The sequence below is a fragment of the Thalassospira lucentensis MCCC 1A00383 = DSM 14000 genome (assembly GCF_000421265.1).
In the GTDB taxonomy this organism is placed as follows: Bacteria; Pseudomonadota; Alphaproteobacteria; order Rhodospirillales; family Thalassospiraceae; genus Thalassospira; species Thalassospira lucentensis.
Genome location: NZ_ATWN01000001.1, coordinates 707,385 through 728,855, shown reverse-complemented (window position 1 = coordinate 728,855; position 21,471 = coordinate 707,385). Strand labels below are relative to the sequence as shown.

Annotated in this window: 20 protein-coding genes; 9 read left to right on the top strand and 11 right to left on the bottom strand. The window is 52.8% G+C overall.

Annotation, left to right across the window (positions count from 1 at the left end; all coding sequences use genetic code 11):
• Positions 1–42: 42 nt before the first annotated feature.
• On the top strand, positions 43–687 hold the full coding sequence (msrA, locus tag K355_RS0103445; RefSeq protein ID WP_022730717.1) for a peptide-methionine (S)-S-oxide reductase MsrA: 645 nt from the start codon (positions 43–45) through the stop codon (positions 685–687).
• A gap of 223 nt (positions 688–910) precedes the next feature.
• Positions 911–2,251 (top strand): diguanylate cyclase, encoded by a 1,341-nt coding sequence (locus K355_RS24955; protein ID WP_022730716.1) that lies wholly within the window; start codon positions 911–913, stop codon positions 2,249–2,251.
• Positions 2,252–2,304: 53 nt separating this feature from the next.
• Here the strand turns inward: K355_RS24955 and K355_RS0103435 are convergent, their stop codons facing one another.
• The 6 genes from K355_RS0103435 to moaB all read right to left on the bottom strand — a co-directional run bounded on the left by K355_RS0103435 (position 2,305) and on the right by moaB (position 6,812).
• On the bottom strand, positions 2,305–3,066 hold the full coding sequence (locus K355_RS0103435; RefSeq protein WP_022730715.1) for an IclR family transcriptional regulator: 762 nt from the start codon (positions 3,064–3,066) through the stop codon (positions 2,305–2,307).
• Positions 3,067–3,138: 72 nt separating this feature from the next.
• Positions 3,139–3,951 carry a hypothetical protein gene (locus K355_RS0103430; protein ID WP_022730714.1) on the bottom strand — a complete coding sequence of 271 codons (813 nt, stop codon included), beginning with the start codon at positions 3,949–3,951 and terminating at the stop codon, positions 3,139–3,141.
• A gap of 190 nt (positions 3,952–4,141) precedes the next feature.
• Positions 4,142–5,050 (bottom strand): cache domain-containing protein, encoded by a 909-nt coding sequence (locus K355_RS26155; protein WP_281168331.1) that lies wholly within the window; start codon positions 5,048–5,050, stop codon positions 4,142–4,144.
• On the bottom strand, positions 5,025–5,162 hold the full coding sequence (locus K355_RS26005) for a hypothetical protein (RefSeq protein ID WP_245562896.1): 138 nt from the start codon (positions 5,160–5,162) through the stop codon (positions 5,025–5,027). The genes K355_RS26155 and K355_RS26005 overlap by 26 nt, the downstream gene beginning before the upstream one ends.
• Before the next feature lie 269 nt (positions 5,163–5,431).
• A complete protein-coding gene (locus tag K355_RS0103420; protein ID WP_022730713.1) occupies positions 5,432–6,211 on the bottom strand; it encodes a sulfite exporter TauE/SafE family protein in 780 nt (259 codons plus the stop codon).
• Between the two features lie 70 nt (positions 6,212–6,281).
• Positions 6,282–6,812 carry a molybdenum cofactor biosynthesis protein B gene (gene moaB / locus K355_RS0103415; protein WP_022730712.1) on the bottom strand — a complete coding sequence of 177 codons (531 nt, stop codon included), beginning with the start codon at positions 6,810–6,812 and terminating at the stop codon, positions 6,282–6,284.
• 422 nt (positions 6,813–7,234) lie between these two features.
• On the opposite strand from moaB, the gene K355_RS0103410 reads away from it, so the two are divergent.
• From K355_RS0103410 to K355_RS0103385, 6 genes are all read left to right on the top strand, one after another.
• A complete protein-coding gene (locus K355_RS0103410; protein WP_033368380.1) occupies positions 7,235–9,187 on the top strand; it encodes an acetoacetate--CoA ligase in 1,953 nt (650 codons plus the stop codon).
• 498 nt (positions 9,188–9,685) lie between these two features.
• Entirely contained in the window at positions 9,686–10,705 is a 1,020-nt protein-coding gene (locus K355_RS0103405) for an amino acid ABC transporter substrate-binding protein (RefSeq protein WP_022730710.1), read from the top strand.
• 115 nt (positions 10,706–10,820) lie between these two features.
• Positions 10,821–12,017 (top strand): amino acid ABC transporter permease, encoded by a 1,197-nt coding sequence (locus tag K355_RS0103400; protein ID WP_022730709.1) that lies wholly within the window; start codon positions 10,821–10,823, stop codon positions 12,015–12,017.
• A 1-nt stretch (position 12,018) separates the two neighbouring features.
• On the top strand, positions 12,019–13,122 hold the full coding sequence (locus K355_RS0103395) for an amino acid ABC transporter permease (protein ID WP_022730708.1): 1,104 nt from the start codon (positions 12,019–12,021) through the stop codon (positions 13,120–13,122).
• 93 nt (positions 13,123–13,215) lie between these two features.
• The gene (locus K355_RS0103390) at positions 13,216–13,926 is read left to right on the top strand and encodes an amino acid ABC transporter ATP-binding protein (RefSeq protein WP_211219018.1); all 711 of its coding nucleotides are present in this window, start codon (positions 13,216–13,218) and stop codon (positions 13,924–13,926) included.
• 160 nt (positions 13,927–14,086) lie between these two features.
• Complete coding sequence (locus K355_RS0103385) at positions 14,087–14,905, top strand: ABC transporter ATP-binding protein (RefSeq protein WP_022730706.1); 819 nt, start codon at positions 14,087–14,089, stop codon at positions 14,903–14,905.
• 22 nt (positions 14,906–14,927) lie between these two features.
• Here K355_RS0103385 and K355_RS0103380 read toward each other — a convergent pair whose 3' ends face one another.
• Positions 14,928–15,692, bottom strand: a complete 765-nt coding sequence (locus K355_RS0103380; protein ID WP_022730705.1) for a DeoR/GlpR family DNA-binding transcription regulator — start codon at positions 15,690–15,692, stop codon at positions 14,928–14,930.
• A gap of 408 nt (positions 15,693–16,100) precedes the next feature.
• Between K355_RS0103380 and K355_RS0103370 the strand changes: the two genes are divergently transcribed.
• Positions 16,101–17,699, top strand: coding sequence for a GMC family oxidoreductase (locus K355_RS0103370; RefSeq protein ID WP_022730703.1), 1,599 nt, complete (start codon positions 16,101–16,103; stop codon positions 17,697–17,699).
• 46 nt (positions 17,700–17,745) lie between these two features.
• On the opposite strand, the gene deoA is transcribed toward K355_RS0103370, so the two are convergent.
• The 4 genes from deoA to K355_RS0103350 are packed head-to-tail and all read right to left on the bottom strand — an operon-like array spanning position 17,746 to position 21,417.
• Positions 17,746–19,086: a thymidine phosphorylase gene (deoA, locus tag K355_RS23000; protein ID WP_022730702.1), complete on the bottom strand. Its 1,341-nt coding sequence runs from the start codon at positions 19,084–19,086 to the stop codon at positions 17,746–17,748.
• Between the two features lie 59 nt (positions 19,087–19,145).
• The gene (locus K355_RS0103360) at positions 19,146–19,952 is read right to left on the bottom strand and encodes a purine-nucleoside phosphorylase (protein WP_022730701.1); all 807 of its coding nucleotides are present in this window, start codon (positions 19,950–19,952) and stop codon (positions 19,146–19,148) included.
• Positions 19,949–20,362 carry a cytidine deaminase gene (cdd, locus tag K355_RS0103355; RefSeq protein ID WP_022730700.1) on the bottom strand — a complete coding sequence of 138 codons (414 nt, stop codon included), beginning with the start codon at positions 20,360–20,362 and terminating at the stop codon, positions 19,949–19,951. The genes K355_RS0103360 and cdd overlap by 4 nt, the downstream gene beginning before the upstream one ends.
• Positions 20,363–20,394: 32 nt before the next feature.
• Entirely contained in the window at positions 20,395–21,417 is a 1,023-nt protein-coding gene (locus K355_RS0103350; protein WP_022730699.1) for a BMP family lipoprotein, read from the bottom strand.
• Positions 21,418–21,471: the final 54 nt, after the last annotated feature.

The window sequence follows — 21,471 nt, the reverse complement described above, 5'->3', positions numbered from 1 at the left end:
TACATTGCACTACAGAAAGCCAAATTTGATCAGGTGACGAAGATGTTTTCCAGCCTTATGTCTGAAAAAGCCAAAATGCCAACAGCCGATACGGCCCTGCCCGGGCGCGACGAGGAAGTTCCTGTTGCAGACCGGCATGTTGTGACCGGAAACCCCATGACAGGCCCGTTTCCCGATGGTCTTGAAACGGCCGTGTTTGGCATGGGGTGCTTCTGGGGGGCCGAACGGCTTTTCTGGAAGGTTCCCGGCGTTTACACAACGGCCGCGGGATATGCCGGTGGCTATACCAAAAATCCGACATACCGCGAAGTTTGTAGTGGCATGACCGGTCACGCCGAAGTTGTTCTTGTCGTGTTTGATCCGACGGTGATTTCCTATCCGTCGCTTTTGAAGGTGTTTTGGGAAAACCATAACCCGACCCAGGGCATGCGCCAGGGCAACGACATCGGATCCCAATACCGTTCGGTGATCTATACCATGAATGATGATCAGGCGGAGGCCGCGAAAAGTTCGCGCACACAGTACCTTGCCGCTCTTGGCAAAGCCGGACTTTCCGAGATTACGACCGAGATTGCCGATGGCCAGACCTTCTATTACGCAGAAGACTTCCATCAGCAATATCTGGATAAGAATCCGGATGGCTATTGCGGGATTAGCGGAACGGGCGTTTCCTGCCCGGGGATGTAAGAACACAGACCCCAGCCTATCCACACACGACAATTAGCTACTTGTAATACTCGACCATAGGTATATTCTTTCGCCGTCATCACGGTGAAAGAATATACCAAACGCTATGCCCGGTCCCTTTTTAGAGAACCGATATTTTGTCGCCCTGCTGATTTTCTGGTGCTTGCTGGGAATTTGGCTGTGTGGTGGTGCCCATGTTGTACTGGGGACTACTGAAACCTTGATGGTTTCTTCGGCATTCCCCTCATCCGTTGTTTTCTTTGTACTGACCGGACTTGGCATGATTGGCCTGCATCTTATCGTGCGCCGCAATGCCCGCGCCCGTGCAAGGTTCTTTGCCCGCCTGCCCGGTCTGGTTTTTCGGATCGACAAAGATGGCTTGATTGAGTTTGCCTCCGAACAGGGTCTGGACTGGATTGGTGCCAATCTTGCGACAGACAGTCGTCCTGATCTTCGCGATCACATTCTTGACCATGCATCTCTTATAAACCTTCGGGAAAATGCAATTTCCGCCCAGGGTGACATCACGGTGGCGGAACTTCCGCTTACCAACAAGGAACATGAACAACGCTGGTTGCGGGTTCAGATGCGGTCCCTGCCGCCTTATACGTCCGATTGCCAGATTGATTGTATTGTCTGGGACATTACCGAGCTGGTGCGCGAGCGCAATTTACGCCGTGAAAGCCAGAACCGTCTGGAAACCATGGCCAATCTTTCCAATGAAGCTTTGTTTCTTCATGACAGCGGCAAATGCGTTGATGCCAACAATGCGGCGGAACGCATGTTCGGGTATGGGCGCAACGCACTTTTGGAGCTTAGTGCGGCGGACATTATTTCATCTGAAACATTGCCAACCGTGACGGATAATATCCAATCGGGTTATGATAAACCCTATGAGGCGATGGCCAAACGACACGACGGCAGTCAGTTCCCCTGCGAGATCAATGGGCGAAACGTGCTTATTGATGGCAAGACACTTCGCCTGACCAGTTTCCGTGACATTACCGAACGCAGAACCGCCGAAGAACAAATCCGGTTTCAGGCAAATCACGATGCGCTGACATCGCTTCCCAACAGATATCTGTTCATGGATCGGCTGACATTTGCGATCAAGCTTTCCAAACGTCGACGGGAATGCTTTGCGCTGATGTATATTGATCTGGATGGGTTCAAGACGCTCAATGACACGCGCGGCCATATCATTGGCGACAAAGTCCTGCGGGACGTCGCCGCACGGCTGAGTGCGAAATTACGCGATGTTGATACGGTTGCGCGCATTGGTGGTGACGAATTTACCGTCATCCTGTCGGGGTCAGAAACCCCCGAGGATGCCGAAATTGTCGCCAACAAACTGAAAGATGCCCTGACCTCAAGCCCGGTTGACCTTGGCCCGGACGAAGCGCCCTATCTTGTTACGGCGTCCATTGGCATATCGCTTTATCCCGATCATGCCGAAACCATTGACGAGCTTATTTCGGCGGCTGACAGTGCGATGTATATGGCCAAGAAAAACGGGCGCAATACATTCCGGTTCGCAACAACCAAACGGTCTGAAAACAGCTAAGCCAAACGGCCAGCATTTCCCAAAACGGGCTAAATCAGGCCGCCAATCAGTTGTTAAACCGGAACCCCGCCATATTCGCGGCTAAGGTCGGCACAGACGCGCCGTACTTTTAAACCGAACTGTTCAATACGGTCATTGGGAATGCGCGCCGCAGGCCCGGAAAGCGACAAGGCAGCAATTGGATTGCCGGTTTCGTCACGGACAACTCCGGCCACACAGCGCAACCCAACAGCGTGTTCTTCGTCATCAAGCGCGTAGCCGAGCTGACGGGACCGTTCCAGATCCTTTTTCAATGCACGTGTGGTTACCAGTGTGCGTTCGGTGATTTTTGGCAGGCCGTGCTTTTCAATCACCGCACTGAGTTCTTCGTCTGGCAAGAACGCCAGCAATGCCTTGCCTACGCCAGAACAATGCATCAAGGCCCGGCGCCCCGGTGTGACGAGCGCGCGCATCATTTTGCGGCACTCGACCTGAGACAGGAAAATCACCTCGCCGCCATCGGCGACGGCAAGATTTACGGTTTCGCCGCTGTCTTCCATCAGAGCCCGCATATAGGGTCGGGCGATCTGGCTCAGATTGCGGTTTTTGGTAAAGGAATTGCCAACACTGAATGCCTGCACACCAACGAACCACAATGTCCGTTCGCCATCAAAGGCGACGTAGCGTTCGTACTGCATCGTGGTCAGCAATCGATGGGCGGTTGATGGGGGCAATTTAACCTGCCCGGCAATTTCGGTCAGCGTCATCCCGTCGTCGCTCTCGGCGAGCGCGTTGAGGATGCTTAATGCCCTGACCAGTGACTGTACCTGCTGCATGCAGCGTAATCTCCCTGAAGTGGCCTTTCGGGACGGGCCCTTATTTTACTTTTAGGTCGTGATGGTATGAAATCAGCCCGATGCTTGCACGGACTTTCGTCGCATCCAGACGAAAGTGGAATAACTGACCAGATAAACAGTTGCGATGCCAAACGCCGCCAGCGTCCCAAGCTCAAGCCCCAGAACAGGATAGCCCAGCGACACGGTCAGGATATACACCCACAAAGCCCCCATGCCGCGCGGGAAGTTACGGATCAGGGTATGAACCGGCCCCGTGCCATAGGTGAAATGCAAGATCAGCATGATCGGATACAGCGTTACCGGGAACCCCGACAGTAACCCCGACCACCGCGGGCCGATCCATGCGGCAAGGCCACTAATGATCAAAACAATCAGTGACGCCAGAGCAGCGCGCAACAACACAACGCTTTTTGTCAGGCGCACACGGTTCAGGATGCTTTCATTTTCGATTTTTCGAAACAGGATAAGGGCAACAAACATCGCCACCAGCAGAATGATCGCTGCCTGCATCAAGGACATTTCGGTCAGTTGGAACAGCCAGGACACCCCAAGAAAAGCGGCAAAGGCGCATAGCGAGCACAGCAAGATTTGCGGCAAGACAGGAAACTGCGTGCAGCGGCGCGACGCCAAGAAATACGCATACAGAAACGATAAGGTCGCGATCAGACCGGGAAAGGCATAGACCGCACTTTTACTGGCAAAATCGATCCCCTGCTCGATCCCGATGAAATACAGCAGGATCGCCGTTCCCAACGGATATCCGGCCAAGACACCGGCCACACGTGGCCCAGCACGTTCCGCCAGCATCGACAGGCCCAGCACCACGCCAATCGAAACTGCAAGCTTTGCCAAAATCAGCGCCAATCGAAGCTCTCCGCCATTCGCATCAAAAACAATTTATCGATAATCTGCTTATATCGCTATCGCCTTTGCGGGCATTAGACAAGCATGAACCATTTCAGGTGGTTCCTAGTGCAGGACCAGGACATACAAAAAACAGGCCCCCAAACAAGGGAGCCTGTTATAAAACGTCGCATATAAAGTGCGCTGAATGCTATTTCACTGCTTTTGGTGCCTGCACAATAACACCGCGCCAACCAAGCCCCTGATAAGTTTCATAGCCGGGGGTCAGCGCATAGGCGACAAGGGATTTGTCCTCAAGAAGGTATGATCCGATTGCCGGATCATCGACCTTAAGGTCAAATTTCTCCGTGAGAACGCCCTTATCATCGGAGGCGGCCAAGATCCGATTATGGACATCAATCAACAAGACCCGGGTACGTTCACGTTCTTCATCATTGAAATTCAATGATTTTACGATCATGGGTGCCTGACTTTCCCAATCAAAAAATACCCCCATAACACCAATAACCTCGCCATGTGCCGCACCATACTTGCGCACAGCCGTCGCATAGGTCGGAGTTGCGGCATCGCGGAGTTGACTGTTGCGCGCCACGTCGGCAACCGCATATTGCCCGCCGTCGCGACAACGCAACGCATCCTGAAACCATTTCTGATCTGCGATATTTACACCTTTGAGGCGATACTCATTCGGGCGTCCGTTGGCGATGATATTGCCATCACGGTCGGCAACCCAAAGATCAAGATAGACGGTATAGGAATCAAGGATCACGCCCAGTCGTTCAGACGCGCGCGCCGCAATCGCATCATCATGCGCATGCTCACAAACATCGACCACGGCCGCATCCGTCGCCCACCAACGCACATCACAGGATCGTTCGTACAGATTGCGATCCATCAGTTCGACCGCATAACGCGCAAGATCAGCAAACCGATCCCCGCGCGCGGTTTGCGCTGTACGTTCAAGATCAAAGGCGAGATCGAGAAACATTTTCTCAAGCTCTTCGGTAATTATGGTGACGCGCTGCGAGATATCCTTGACCTCATTGGCGACAACCCCAAAGCCGCGACCAACATCACCGGCCCGGGCCGCCTCGATCAAGGCGTTCAGTGCCAGCGTCCGCTGTTGCGCGCGTAACGGCCTTGATTTCAGTTATTTTTTCATTGGCCTGCCCGGACATGTCCGTCGCCACCTGCAGAATTCTTTCTGGCATTTAAACCAAGCTCCTCGATGCACACCCGTCTCCTCCAGCTTTTGGCTTGTGTTTATTTTAATCAGCCATTTTTTCTGGTTATTTTATCAGCAGAAAAACTCTTAATGCAGTTATCACCAACCGTAAACAACCGATATATTCGCTGTCAGATCAGCACCATATGCGACGTATGGATAGGTGAACGATCCAAACCGCAGAAGTGTTCATTTTCTCTTTGAAAACCGGTATAGACCAAGGACGATCGAAGACGTCCGGATCGGGTGCCTTGCTTAAACCGCGCCAACCGAAATGAAGTGCGTTATCCCATCCCACAAAAGCTTAAGCCCGGTCACAAAAAGCAGGCCGTAGCAAACCCGGTAGAACACCACGACATTGACCTTGTCATGTGCCCAAAGACCAAGCCATGTGCCAAACAGCGCAACCGGGATCAATAAAACCGCCGTACCAAGGTTTGATGCATCAAACTGCCCAAGGAACCAGTATGGGATCAGCTTGACGTAGTTCACAACGATAAAGAACATTACCGTCGTTCCGACAAAGATTGATTTATCCATGCGTTGCGGCAGCAAAAACATCGACACGGGCGGCCCACCAGCATGGGCGACAAAGCTGGTAAAACCAGCCAACCCGCCAAGCACCGTGCCCTTGCCCCATGTCGCGGGCTTGGGCGTGTCGCCGGCATTCTTGCCGCGCAGCCAGTGATCAAGCGTAAAGATGATCGCGATTGCGGCAATGATCAGTTTTACCGCCGCAATGCTCAGGTAGCTAAACGTTAAGGTCCCGATCAGAATGCCAACCAGGGCGGCAGGCACGAGGATGATCATGTTGCGACGATCCCAGCGTTTCCGGTAGGCCCAGACATTGGCGAGATCCATCATGCACAGGATCGGCAACATGATGGCCGCGGCGGCCTGTGGCGATACCGCAAGCGCCATCAAGGGAACGGCCATGACCCCCAACCCGCCGCCAAAGCCGCTTTTTGATACGCCTGCAATCAGAACTGCGGGAATACCAACAGCATAAAAGAACGGGTCGGTAATGAATTCCATGGGGCTTCCTGTTTGGATCGGAGGGATGCAACACCCTGACGGGGGTCGCAACACTGGGACGGACGACGGCTTAAACTTCGGTCAGGCGCGGCATCAATTCAACGAAATTGCATGGGCGGTGACGGATATCGAGTTGATACTGCAAAATATCATCCCACGCATCCTTACAGGCGCCGGTTGAACCGGGCAGCGCAAACATATACGTCCCGCGGCACACGCCTGCAGTTGCGCGCGATTGAACGGTTGAGGTCCCGATTGTTTTAAACGAAAGCCAACGGAACAATTCGCCAAACCCGGGGATTTCCTTTTCATACAGCCGGCGATGGGCTTCGACCGTCACGTCACGGCCGGTCACACCGGTCCCCCCGGTTGTGATGATCACATCAACATCAGGCGCGTCGCACCAGGCGTCGAGTTGCGCCACCAGACCGTCCTGATCATCGGGCAGGATTTTGCGATCAATGACACAATGCCCCTTCTGCACGATACGTTCGGCAAGAATATCGCCAGATGTATCATTGGATTGGGTGCGGGTGTCGCTAACTGTCAGGACGGCAATATTAATCGATACAAACGCGCGACTTTCATCAATCCCAGCCAAGACATTTCTCCCTTTTTGCTCGGTGCCCCGCCAACCTAGTACTCCCTGTATCAAGCGCAAGAAATTTTGCGTATTTGCCCAGAAACCGGCGCAGCGGCGAATCATGAAAAAACAAAAATGCACCCATTTCGGTTATATTATTATCATCCCCTCAGATAATAGACCGCAATCGCTAAACTATTTTCAATCATAAAAATACATCTCATATACATTTAAAAACAGAACACTAAGAAGAGAAACATAATAGATAACTTTAGAAAATACTCGACAATTGGTATTACCAATTATTGACTTCCTTGTCACTGTTCTTGAAGTGCAATATTTTTAGCCGTAAAAAAGCGGTAACGAGATACCAATTTAGCGCCAGACGAACGATGCGCTGCGCCGAAAACCAGACATTGGCAGGAAACAGAGGACACATCATGAGCGACTTGCTTTGGCAACCTGCGAAAGACCGTATCGAAAATGCGAATGTCACCCGCTTCCGCCGCTGGGTGAATGACAAGCATGGGCTCAACCTGCAGAGCTTCACAGCCCTATATGATTGGTCGGTTGATGACATCGAAGCATTCTGGCCTGCCATTATTGAATATACAGGACTTAAGGCAGAAAGCTGGGGCGAGCGCATCCTGATTGATGGCAACAAGATGCCCGGCGCACAGTTTTTCCCCGATGCGCGGCTGAATTTTGCTGAAAACCTGCTGGTGCGTGATGACGACAGCGATGCGCTGGTGTTTTGGGGCGAAGATAAAGTCAAATCGCGCATGTCCTGGGCTGAGCTTAACATCGCGGTTTCAAAATTCTCGCAAGCTTTGCGCGCCGAGGGCGTTGTCAAAGGTGACCGTGTGTGTGGCTACATGCCCAACATGAGCGAAACCGTTGTTGCGATGCTAGCAACCGCGACCATTGGCGCAACATGGTCATCGGCCTCCCCTGACTTTGGCGTACAGGGTGTGGTTGACCGGTTTGGGCAAATCGAACCGGCGATTATGATCACGGTGGATGGCTACCATTATAATGGCAAGCAGCATGACATCCGCGAAAAGGTTCGCGATGTTGTGGATCGTATCGATAGCCTCAAGAAGGTTGTCATTGTTCCTTATGCATTTGATGGCACCAACACCACCGGGATCCGCGGCGGGATTTCCTATGATGATTTCGTTGCGCCATTTCGCACTGAGACGATCGTTTTCGAACAGGTCGCATTCAACCATCCGCTGTATGTGATGTTTTCGTCAGGCACGACCGGCAAACCGAAATGCATTGTGCATGGAACCGGCGGCACGCTTTTGAAACAGGTATCAGAACATGTTCTGCACTGTGATGTAGCGCCCGGTGATCGTGTGTTTTATTTCACCACATGTGGCTGGATGATGTGGAACTGGCTGATGGCGGGCTTGGCAGCCGGCGCGACCTTGCTGCTGTATGACGGCTCCCCGTTCTATCCAAACGGCAACATCCTGTTTAACTATGCCGACGCGGAACGCATGACGCTGTTTGGGACGTCTGCCAAATATATTGACGCACTGGCCAAGGCCGACCTTAAACCGCGTGAAACCCATGACCTGTCAAGTGTACGTGCGATGACGTCAACCGGATCGCCATTGGCGCCGGAAAGCTTTGATTATGTCTATCGCGACATTAAAAATGACATTCATCTGGCGTCGATTTCAGGCGGTACAGACATCCTTGGCTGCTTTGTGCTGGCCTCGCCTGTTCTGCCGGTTAAGCGCGGGGTTATTCAAACACGTGCCCTTGGCGTTGCTGTCGATGTTTTTGATGATGACGGCCAACCGGTTCGCAATGAAAAAGGCGAATTGGTCTGCACCAAACCCTTCCCATCGATGCCGGTTGGTTTCTGGAATGATCCGGATGGATCGCGATATCACAGCGCCTATTTCGATAAATTCGAGAACATCTGGTGTCACGGCGATTATGTCGAACTTGATGATGAGGGCGGCATGGTGATTTACGGCAGATCCGACGCGACCCTGAACCCAGGTGGCGTTCGAATTGGCACCGCCGAAATTTACCGACAGGTGGAAATGCTGCCTGAAATTCAGGAATCGATTGTCATTGGTCAGGAATGGGATAATGACGTTCGGGTGATCCTGTTCGTTGTGCTGCGCGAAAACAACGTGTTGGATACCGCACTTATCGACAAGATCAAGAAGCAGATACGGGCCAATTGCACGCCCCGTCATGTCCCCGCCAAGGTCATTGCCGTAGCAGACATTCCGCGCACCAAGTCAGGCAAGATAACCGAGCTTGCCGTGCGCGATGTGGTTCATGGCAGACCGGTTAAAAATCAGGAAGCCCTAGCAAACCCGACGGCACTGGAATTATTTTCCAATCTTGGTGAACTGAAAAGCTGAATTTTTCCCCCCGCCCTAACCGGCGGGGGTTTCTTTTGGTCTGCGGACGCGCCCGCTATCCGAGAAAGATTGTAAAGAACGGTCACGCATTCCGATTCCGCGCCGCAACAGTGTTTATTTTTTAATCATGAACCTGATGTGGCATATTTTTAATCACTGCCGTTAACATTACGAAAAAAAGTTCGTGCATTTTCCTGCTTTAGCGAACATTCAATGAATGAATTCATCAAGCGATTGAAAAAACACAACTTTCTACTAATTTACACGCATCAACCGCCCCTACTTAAAGCATCGCCAGTGGTCAAAAACAGCTGATTTTACTGCTTATTTGACAGCATGGGTGCAGGCTGAAAACTTTTCATACTTGACACATGGCGGCCTAAAATTTCTTATTTTGGCTGTCCGATTAAGTTTTGGACTGATGGATATGCCGAGACGCATATTCAGGGTGGCACAAAAGCTAAAAACAATGCTTTGCTAATAAGGGAGCTCTTTCTTATGAAAATTCAAACGATCCTGGCCGCTGGCGCAATGACTGTTGCAGCCATCGCCGCACAGAACGCACAAGCCGGTGCTGTACTGGACGGTATTAAGGCAAAAGGTTTCGTTCAGTGTGGCGTGAACACCGGTCTTCCGGGTTTCTCTGCTGCCAACGCTGAAGGCAAGTGGGAAGGCATCGACGTTGATGTTTGCCGTGGTATCGCAGCAGCGTTACTTGGCGATGCCAACAGTGTGCAGTACACCCCGCTGACCGCAGCACAGCGTTTCACGGCGCTGCAGTCTGGTGAAATCGACATCCTGTCGCGTAACACCACTGCAACCACGACCCGTGATGCGAAACTTGGCCTGACCTTTGTCGGCATCAACTACTATGACGGTCAGGGCTTCCTGATCCCGAAAGCTCTTGGCGTTAGCGCGACCGAGCTTGACGGTGCAACCGTCTGTGTTGAGCCGGGTACTACCACCGAGCTGAACCTTGCTGATTACTTCCGCGCAAAAGGCATGAGCTTTGAGCCGGTCGTGATCGAAAACATCAACGAAGCAACTGCAGCCTTCTTCTCAGGCCGTTGCGATGTTTACACCACGGATGCTTCGGGCCTTGCTTCGATCCGTACCCAGATGGCTGAAAACCCCGATGACTATGCCATTCTGCCGGAAATCATTTCCAAAGAGCCGCTTGGCCCGGTTGTTGCCCAAGGTGACGAACAGTGGTCGGACGTTGCACGTTGGGCACTGATTGCCATGATCGAAGCCGAAGAATATGGCGTCACCATGGAAAATGTTGACGACATGAAAGCAAACAGCACCAACCCGGGTGTCCAGCGTCTGCTGGGCGTATCACCAGGGATGGGTGAAGCTCTTGGTCTTGATGAAGCTTGGGCATACAACATCATCAAACAGGTTGGTAACTATGGCGAAAGCTATGAGAAAAACGTTACCGCGAAATTGGGCCTTGAGCGTGGTCTGAACGCTCTGTGGACCGATGGTGGCCTGCAGTATGCTTGGCCAGTTCGCTAATTCGCTTAGCAACGGCTAACTAAACCTACGAAGCTCCGCCCCACTGCCTTGACGCATGGGCGGAGCTTTTCGTTAGGTGCCCATTCATTGGATACAATCTACACCTGAGGGTCATATGAGTAAGCCTCAAAATGCCCCGGGGGATGTTCGTTCCAAGAGCCTCGTCGACTATTTGAACGACGAGAATGTACGTGCGGTTTTGTATCAGATTATCGCAATCGGCCTTGTTATTCTGGCTGGCTGGTATCTGGTGTCCAACACCCTGCACAATCTTGAAAAACAGAACATCTCTACCGGTTACGGGTTCCTCGATCTTGAAGCATCCTTCGAGATCAGTGAGACCATGATCGATTACAGTGCCAAAAGCGACTATGCGTCGGCACTGATTGTCGGTCTTCTCAATACCGTGAAAGTTTCGGTGCTTGGCATCGTCCTTTGCACGATTATTGGTATCATCTTTGGCATTGCCCGCTTGTCGTCGAACTGGATCGTTCGCAAACTGGCAACTGTTTATGTCGAGACATTCCGTAACATCCCGGTTTTGCTTCAACTTTTCTTCTGGTATGCGCTTATACCTGCCGCCTTCCCGCATCCACGTGATGCACTGGAACCGCTGCCGGGCGTCTTGCTGACATCGCGCGGCATGTATTTGCCTGTTCCGCTGGCTGATAACGCCTATACGCTTATGGGTATTGCCGCCATCATCGCGTTTGTGGCCATTTACTTCATCAAGAAATGGGCAACAAAACGGCAGGATGCGACCGGCCAACCTTTCCCGATGCTGTTGACAGGCATTGGTATTTTTGTCGGCCTTGTCTTCCTGGCCTATCTTATCGGTGGTGCGCCGACCGAGCTCAGCACGCCAGCCCTCAAGGGCTTTAACATTCAGGGTGGATATAACATCTCACCGGAATTCATGGCGGTTCTGATCGGCTTGACGGTTTATACGTCGACTTATGTTGCAGAAGTCGTGCGTTCGGGGATTCAAGCGGTGTCGTCGGGGCAGTGGGAAGCTGCAGACAGCCTTGGCATCAAACGTTCTGTAGCACTTCGCAAGGTGATCTTGCCGCAGTCGATGCGCGTTGCCATCCCACCTTTGACCAACCAGTATCTTAACCTGACCAAAAACAGTTCATTAGCTGTTGCCGTCGGGTATCCTGATCTGGTTTCCGTTTCCAACACGACCATGAACCAGACAGGTCAGGCGATTGAGGCCATCTCGATCTTCATGTCGGTCTATCTTGGTTTGTCTTTGTTGACCTCGCTCTTTATGAACTGGTTCAACAATAAGATGGCTTTGGTGGAGAGGTAATATGTCAGAAAATGCAAAATTACCTCCCCTGCCGGTCGGCACCTTTGTTGAACGTTCTGTAACATGGTCAAAGAAGAACCTGTTTGATGGCTGGTTCAACACCATCCTGACACTTGGTTCCGTTGCCTTCCTGCTTTGGCTGATACCGCCGATCATCGAGTGGGGGATCATCAATGCGACCCTTACCCCGACGATTGAAGGCTGTGCCGAGGCAACAGGTGCATGCTGGGGGTTTGTCAATGCGAACCTGCGGCTGATCCTGTTTGGCACCTACCCGTATGATGAACAATGGCGTCCATTGCTTGCCATGATCTTGCTGATGGGGATCATTTGTGCCAGCCTTGGCGGTGTTAAATACCCAAATGTTCGTAAATGGATCATCCCAATGTGGGTGATTGGCGTTCCGATCATTGCCATTTTGATGTGGGGCGGTGTTCTGGGTCTTACCTATGTCCAGAACAGCTATTGGGGTGGTCTTCCGCTGACCCTGATCCTGTCGTCGATTGGTATCGTCTTTGCGTTCCCGTTTGGCCTGTTGCTCGCCCTTGGGCGTCAGTCAAACATGCCCGCGCTGAGAACCCTGTCGGTCGTCTATATCGAAGTCATTCGTGGCGTGCCGCTGATTACGGTTTTGTTCATGGCATCGGTGATGTTCCCGCTCTTCTTGCCTGATGGGGTAACCATCGACAAGTTGCTGCGTGCACAGATCGGTATCATCCTGTTTACTGCGGCCTACCTTGCTGAGGTATTCCGTGGTGGTTTGCAGGCGGTACCACGTGGTCAGTTTGAAGCAGGTGAAAGCCTTGCACTTTCATACTGGCAGTCCATGCGACTGATCATTCTGCCGCAAGCTTTGCGTCTGGTTATACCGCCAACCGTGAACAGCTTTATTTCCATGTTCAAGGACACCACCCTGGTCGTCATCATCGGCCTGTTTGATTTCCTTGGCACGGTAAAGCTGGCACTGCGCAGCGACCCGGCCTGGACCAAGTATTACGTCGAAGGTTACACCTTCGCCGCGGCAATATTCTTCCTGATCTGTTTCTCGATGGCGAAATATTCCGCCTATCTTGAAAAAGAACTTCGCAAAGGCGAACGCAGGTAAGGCGTTGAGGAAAAAACAATGACTGTAGCAACTGAAACAAAAACCGGTGCTGTCCCTCCTCCTTCTTCGGAGGACGTCATCACCGTCACCAAAATGAACAAATGGTACGGCAATTTCCATGTTCTCAAGGATATTGACCTGTCTGTTCGTAAAGGTGAGCGTATCGTTATTTGCGGACCTTCGGGTTCGGGCAAATCAACGCTGATCCGCACGCTGAACCGTCTTGAAGTCTATCAGCAAGGCGAAATCACCGTGAATGACATCCTGCTGGGCGACGATGTTAAAAACATCGAAGCTGTGCGCCGGGATGTTTGCATGGTGTTCCAGCACTTCAACCTTTTCCCGCATATGACCGTGTTGGAAAACCTGACGTTGGCACCGATCTGGGTTCGCAAGATGCCCAAGAAAGAAGCCAATGAACTAGCGATGCATTATCTTGAACGTGTTCGCATTGCCGAACAGGCCCATAAATTCCCCGGTCAGCTTTCGGGTGGCCAGCAGCAGCGTGTGGCGATTGCCCGTTCGCTCTGCATGCAGCCGAAAATCATGCTGTTTGATGAGCCGACGTCCGCCCTTGACCCGGAAATGGTCAAGGAAGTGCTCGACGTGATGGTCGAACTGGCCAAAGAAGGCATGACCATGCTGTGTGTAACCCATGAAATGGGCTTTGCCAAAGAGGTCGCCGACCGCGTGATCTTTATGGATGAAGGTCAGATCATTGAAATGGCTGGACCGCACGAATTCTTTGATAACCCCAAAAGCGACCGGACCAAGCTGTTCCTCAGCCAGATCCTGTCGCATTAAGCGGTTTATCAAGACCCAAAACACATCTGCAAAGCGGCCCCGGACGGGGCCGCTTTGTTTTTTGTGAATTTCTCACTTGCCCCCTGCCCGCCAATTGCCGAAACTCGCCTCCATCCGCGGCCAAGCCGCTTTCAAAGCCGACGCAAAACCCGGAAGTCATATGACACAGCCAGCATCAACAGCACCGATCACGCCTTCTTTCATCACGGTCGACGGCCTTACCAAACAGTTTGGCACCACGGTCGCGTTGGACGGTGTTGATCTGCGCCTGGCAAAGGGTGAAACGCTTGCGATTATTGGCCCGTCGGCGGCAGGTAAAAGCGTTCTGATGAAATGCTTGGTGGGTATTTACGGCGCCGATCGCGGTTCCATCATTCTTGATGGCGATGATGTCAGCAAACCGAATGCGGACAAACGCCCGGAATGGGCATCAAAAATCGGCATGCTGTTTCAGCAAAATGCCCTGTTTGACAGCCTGACGGTTTGGGAAAACATTTGTTTTCGCCAGATTGAGCTTGGCACCATGAACCGTAGTCAAGCAAAGGCGCACGCGATTGATCTTCTGGGGCATGTTGGCCTTGCCGAAGAAAGTGCCACCCTGTCACCCAGCGACCTGTCTGGTGGCATGCAAAAACGTGTGGGCATCGCGCGCGCCATTTCATCGGATCCGGCTTTGTTGCTGCTTGATAACCCGACAGCGGGCCTTGACCCGGTTCTGTCCAATCATATCGAATTGATGATTACCAAAATAGCCGAGCAACGCGGCACCACTGTTATCTCAATCACCAATGACATGCAGATCGCGCGCCACCGGTATCAGAACCTGATGATGATGCATAATGGCAAGGTCTATTGGTCTGGCCCGACCGGCACCATTGATGACGCGCACAACGACCATCTGACCCAGATGCTCAAGGGATCGTCACATGGTCCGATTACGATGCGGGCAGGCAAACGCGATGATGGCGTTTACGCCTGATGATGGGACTTCAGTTTTAAGATTAGTTGGCGGTATAGACCGATACGTCGGCATCCCGGATAACATCGGACCAAATCGGCCCCGGATGGCGATCGGTAAACAGCGCATCAATTTCCGAAAGATGCCCAAGTCGCACCATCGCACGACGACCGAATTTTGACGCATCGGTGCACAGGAACGTCTGCCGTGCGTTGGAAATAATTGCCCGTGCAACGCGGACTTCACGGTAGTCAAAATCCATCAGGCTACCGTCTTCATCGACACCGGAAATCCCGACAATCGCAAAATCAACCTTGAACTGGTTGATGAAATCGATGGTCGCCTCCCCAATCACACCAAAATCTCGTTGCCGGACAACACCCCCGGCGATGATCACTTCGAATCCCGGATTGGCCGCACAAATTTCGGCGACATGCAGGTTGTTGGTGATGATCTTAAGGCTGGTATGACCCGACAGGGCATGGGCGACTTCTTCGTTGGTGGTGCCGATATTGATAAACAACGATGCGCCTTCGGGAATATGTTCGGCGACCAGTCGGGCGATTTCACGCTTGCTGCCAAGATTAAGAACCTGCCGGTCCGTGTAGGCGGTATTTTCCGTGGTCGAAACGCTGGCAGCCCCGCCGTGGTAGCGGGCAATCAGGCCTTCTTCGGCCATTTCGTTGATGTCACGACGAATGGTCTGCGGGGTGACTGAAAAATGATCCGCCAGAGTATCAATGGTCATGAAGCTATTGGAAGCCACCAGTTCAAGTATTTCACGGCGGCGACGATCCAATTTACCCATGACGTTCTCCTGTTGTGCGGATTTTCACCTTGGTCGGTGAATTTTCATTGACGATCAAAATGCGATCTATCCGGACAAGATGCAACCTTTTCTGATCACGAAGCACTTGAAGTCAAAAGAATTGGGATCATTACAATCGAACATATGATGCGACGTTCGCATCACAATACGGCGGTTATTTTGATCTTTCACCCTTGCTGCTCCATATGCGGGCAGCATCATTTTCCGTATGTTGGAAAGCATATCCCCAATGAATATATTTCCCGTTCATCGGATCAATGGTAGCGTCGATAAACATAAAATATTCGATCAAAAACAAGAATATGCCCACCAGGGAGGGCCCCACAATGACCAACCATTTACGCACATTGATATGTGTCCCCGATGATTTGAAGGTCGGAGGACCGCATGGATCATTTTGATTATATCGTGATTGGTGCCGGTTCGGCCGGCTGCACGATGGCCAATCGGCTTTCCGAAATCGAAAATGCGAAAGTTTTACTACTTGAAGCCGGTGGAAAAGATCGCAACCCGTGGATTCACATCCCGGTTGGATACCTTTATTGCATCGGCAATCCCAATGTCGACTGGTGCTTTAAAACTGTGCGCGAGCCGGGGCTGAATGGCCGGTCTTTGGGCTATCCACGCGGCAAGGTTCTGGGCGGATGTTCATCGATCAATGGCATGATTTACATGCGTGGTCAGGCCAATGATTATGATCAATGGCAACAGGCGGGCTGTTCTGGCTGGGGCTGGGACGATGTCTTGCCATTCTTTAAAAAGTCCGAAGACCATTACAAAGGGTCCGACGAGATGCATGGCGCGGGCGGTGAATGGCGTGTTGAGCAGGCGCGCGTACGCTGGGACATCCTTGATGCCTTTCAAACGGCTGCAGCCGAGGCAGGCATTCCGAAAGTATCGGACTTTAACCGCGGTACCAATGAAGGGTCCGGGTATTTTGATGTCAACCAGAAGCGCGGCATTCGCTGGAACACGTCAAAGGCGTTTCTGCGCCCAGCCCTTAACCGCAAGAACCTTGAAGTCCGTACCAACGCCCATGTGCGTCGTCTGACCATCGCCGATGGCCGCGTCACGGGTGTTGAATATGAACGAGATGGTCAGATCGAAAGCGTGACCGCATCGCGCGAAACCGTTTTATGTGCGGGATCAGTTGGATCGCCCCAAATCCTTGAGCTGTCGGGGGTCGGGCGTGGGGACGTTTTGCAACAATATGGCATCGAACAAACCCTTGATCGCCCACAGGTCGGTGAAAATCTGCAAGACCATTTGCAACTACGCTGTGCCTATAAGGTCAGCGGTATTCGCACCCTGAATGAAAAAGCCAGCAGCCTGATTGGCAAGGCAAGTATCGCGCTTGAATATCTGTTCAAGCAGTCTGGTCCGATGTCCATGGCACCAAGCCAGCTTGGCGTGTTTACGCGCTCAGACAGCTCATACGACACACCGAACCTGCAATATCATGTTCAGCCGCTGTCACTGGAAAAGTTTGGTGACCCGGTGCATCCGTTTCCGGCCTTTACAGCCAGTGTGTGCAATCTTCGCCCGCAAAGCCGCGGCAGCATTCATATCAGCAGTCCCGATTACCGCGAACAGCCTGCCATTGCGCCAAACTACCTTTCGGTGGATGCGGATAAAACGGTCGCGGCTGATTCAATTCGTCTGACGCGTAAGATTACGCAACAGCCTGCATTGGCCCCCTATCGCCCCGAAGAATTCAAACCCGGTCCGTCTTATGAAACTGAGGATGATCTGGTTCGTGCGGCAGGTGACATTGGCACGACCATTTTCCATCCTGTCGGCACATGCCGAATGGGGGCGGATCCGACGTCGGTTGTTGACCCGGAACTGCGTCTTCGCGGGTTGAGTGGTTTGCGGATTGCCGATGCGTCTGTCATGCCAACGATCACCTCGGGCAACACAAACTCGCCGACCATCATGATCGCAGAAAAAGCTGCGGCCATGATCAAGGCTGCTGCCAACGCCTGACATGCAAAAGCCGGGGGATGATCCCCGGCTTATTTGCAAGAACGTCTTAGGACTTCGTGCTGGCAACGATCCGTTCGCGAACGGCAGGTGCATCGCCGGTTTGGGCCACCTCACCCTCGCCGATTTCAATTGCATCGCGCAGCAGGGCCGTTGCTTCGTCAAACTGGGCCTGATCGCGAGTATGGGCCCTGCACAATGGCGTTTCAGCCGACACCGGCTGCCCAACCTTGATAAAGTCGCTAAAGCCAACGGCGAAATCGATCTTTTGATCGGCCCGGGTTCGCCCACCTTTAAGGGCCACCAGGGCCAAGCCCACTTTGCGCGCATCCATCGACAGGACCCGTCCGGTTTTGGCTGCCTTGACCACCTGCACCATCGGGGCGGCTTCAAGGTAATTGTCATGTTTCTCAACGAAATCTGACGGTCCGCCAAGGCTTGAAACCATATTGGCAAACACTTCGGCGGCCTTGCCACTTTCAAGGGCCTCACTGGCCATCTGGAAGCCATCGGCGACATCGGTTGCAACGCCACTAACCGCCAGCATCTCAGCGGCAAGCGCCATGGTGACGTCATAGACCCGTTGTTCCTGATGCTTTCCGGTCAGGAAATCAATCGCTTCGCGCATTTCAAGCGCATTGCCAACCGTATCGCCCAGAACCTGCTCCATATCGGTCAGAAGGGCCACGGTCGGTACACCATTGCGAGTGGCGACTTCGGTGATGCTTTGTGCCAATTCACGTGCGCGTTCATATTCATTCATGAAGGCACCCGACCCGAATTTGACATCCATCACCAAGGCATCAAGCCCGGCGGCCAGTTTCTTTGACAAAATGGACGCGGTGATCAGCGGGGTGCTTTCGACTGTCGCGGTGACATCACGAATGCCATAAAACCGTTTATCGGCTGGCGCCAGATCGGCCGTCTGGCCAATAATCGCACAGCCGACCTCACGGGTAACCTTGGCAAATTCTTCGAGTGTCGGTGCCGTCCGATAGCCCGGAATAGAGTCAAATTTGTCGAGCGTGCCGCCCGTATGGCCAAGGCCCCGCCCAGAAATCATCGGCACAAAGGCACCACATGCCCCTACAATCGGACCCAGCATCAGGCTAACCTTATCGCCAACCCCGCCGGTCGAATGCTTATCGACAACCGGCCCATCAAGGCCAAGTGCCTTCCAATCGAGAACCGTACCGCTATCGCGCATATTACGCGTCAGGGCGGCCCGTTCATCCATGGTCATGCCATTAAAGAAGACCGCCATCGCCAAGGCAGCAACCTGCCCTTCGCTGATGGTTTCATCGGCAATGCCTTTGACGAAAAAGGCAATTTCGGCGTCGCTTAGAACGTCGCCTTCGCGTTTACGGCGAATGATTTCTTGGGGCAGCATAAGCTGTCTCCTGGGGGCTTATCGTTAATTTAATTTGGTCCAGACCCGAAAATTCGATTTCATGCAGAACGTGAGAAATACTGCAACAAGATACGGATAAGATTAGAGGAACCTTCTTTGGACATCTCAAGAGTTTGCGCGTGACTAAGCGGCGTCGCACTCATGCCCGCAGCAAGGTTGGTGATGTTTGAAACGGCTGCGACTTTAAAGCCAAGCCGTCTGGCAAGGATGTTTTCAGGCACAGTTGACATACCAACCGCATCCGCCCCCAGCACCTTAAGCATCTTGATTTCAGCCGGGGTTTCAAAACTTGGCCCGGTGCACCAGCAATAGGTGCCTTCAAACAGTTTAATGCCCAGCTGTGCCGCCGTTTGACGCAAGCCCGCCCCGATTTCCGGATCATAGGGCACATCCATGCCGACAAAGCGGTCATCGCCGTGATAGCCGATTAACGGATTGGGACCAAACATGCTGATATGGTCGGTGATCAGCATCAGGCTTCCCGGCACCGCGTCAGGCACAAGCGACCCAGCCGCATTGGTCAGGATCAAGCGATCCGCGCCAAGTTCACGCAGAGTTTCAAGTGGTTCGGCCATCAGATCCGAACGGCCATGTTCGTAAAAATGCGCGCGCCCCTGCATGACAGCAACCGACACACCGCCGATCCGTCCAAGGACAAGCTGCCCGCCATGTCCGTGCACTGTCGGCAACGGAAAGCCCGGCACATCTTCATAGGCGATCTTGATCGGGTCACTAACCGCATCAACCACCCCGCCCAGCCCACTGCCAAGCACCATGGCGACATCGGCCTTAAATCCCGGTGCCTTTGACGCGATGACATCAAGTGCGGCTTTGACATTGCTCATTTCAAGTTCTCCGGCCCAAAGGAATGCGGGATCAAGGCTTCGCGGGTCAGGGTCAGAAGCGTTTCGCCCTGATCATTGATGATGAAAATCGTTGCGTCTGGTCCGGTAAATTCACGGATTTTCTGACGACACCCGCCGCACGGCGTACAGGCAACGTCACCCAGACCAACCACAACAATCTCGTCGAACTTGGTTTCACCCGATAGAACCATGGCCGAAATTGCCCCGGCCTCGGCACAGACACCTTCGGGATAGGCCGCATTTTCAACGTTACATCCAGCGATGATTTGACCATTGCCCGTGCGCAATGCCGCCCCGACATGGAATTTTGAATAAGGCGCATATGCCTTGTCGCGAGCAGCAAGGGCCGCGTCAATCAAATCGCGCGGTGCCTGTTGTGTCGTACCCATCGTTTTCGTCCTGTTTTCTATATCCGTGCAGCCTAATTCGGGCACGTGTTATCTATCATGTAGTCATGGATCGTTATTTTACCGCGGATAATGTCGGCCTTTGCCTTCTTGGCGGCCACTTCCATATCGTCGGTCATCAGATCACGGTTGTTTTCATCCAGCGCCCAGTCAATGCCGCCCTCGGCCAAACCAAGGCTTTTGATGCCCGGTTGCCAGTTCCCGTAGCGGGCCGCCTTGAAGGCCTCATACACCGCAACATCAACATGTTTGACCATGGATGTCAGAACCTGCCCCGGGTGTAACCCATTCTGGTTGGCATCTGAACCGATGCCAAGAATCTTGGCGTCAGAAGCCGCCTGCAAAACGCCAATCCCCGTTCCGCCAGCCAGTTGCAGGACAACATCCGCCCCCTTCCCGATCTGGGTTTTGGTCAGTTCACCGCCACGGATCGGATCGTTCCATGCCGCACCAGTTGTGCCGACGAAATTCACCAGAACATTTGCATCGGACTTTACGTAGTGCGCGCCCAACTGATAGCCGCATGTCATCCGGCGAATAAGCGGAATGTCCATCCCGCCGACGGCACCGATTGTATTGCTGTTTGACGCCATGGCAGCCAGCATGCCGACAATGAAGCTGCCTTCGTGTTCGCGAAAGACAACCGATTGCACATTGGGTTGATCGACAACCATATCGACAATTGCAAACCGGGTTTCGGGGAATTCCGGTGCGACTTCGGCCAAGGCCGACGCCTGCTGAAAACCAATCACAACGACCGGATCATGCCCATCACGGGCAAAGGTCCTGATGGCTTGCTGGCTTTGTGTGTCATTGCGCAGTTCAAACTCGCGGTAGTCAATGCCGGTATCGGTTTTGAATTTCTCTGCCCCGGTAAATGCAGATTGATTAAACGCACCATCGAACTTGCCACCCGTCGAATAGACAACAGCCGGTTTAATGGTTTCGTCTGCAAATGAGGGGCTGCTCGTCGCGATGATCCCAGGCAGAAACGCCGAAAGAACTGCGATGGTGCCAAGGAGCGGTTTTCTTTGCATGAATGTCTCCAACGCAACAAATCGGAGGTTCGCGGTCCGGCGCATGGTCCCTTT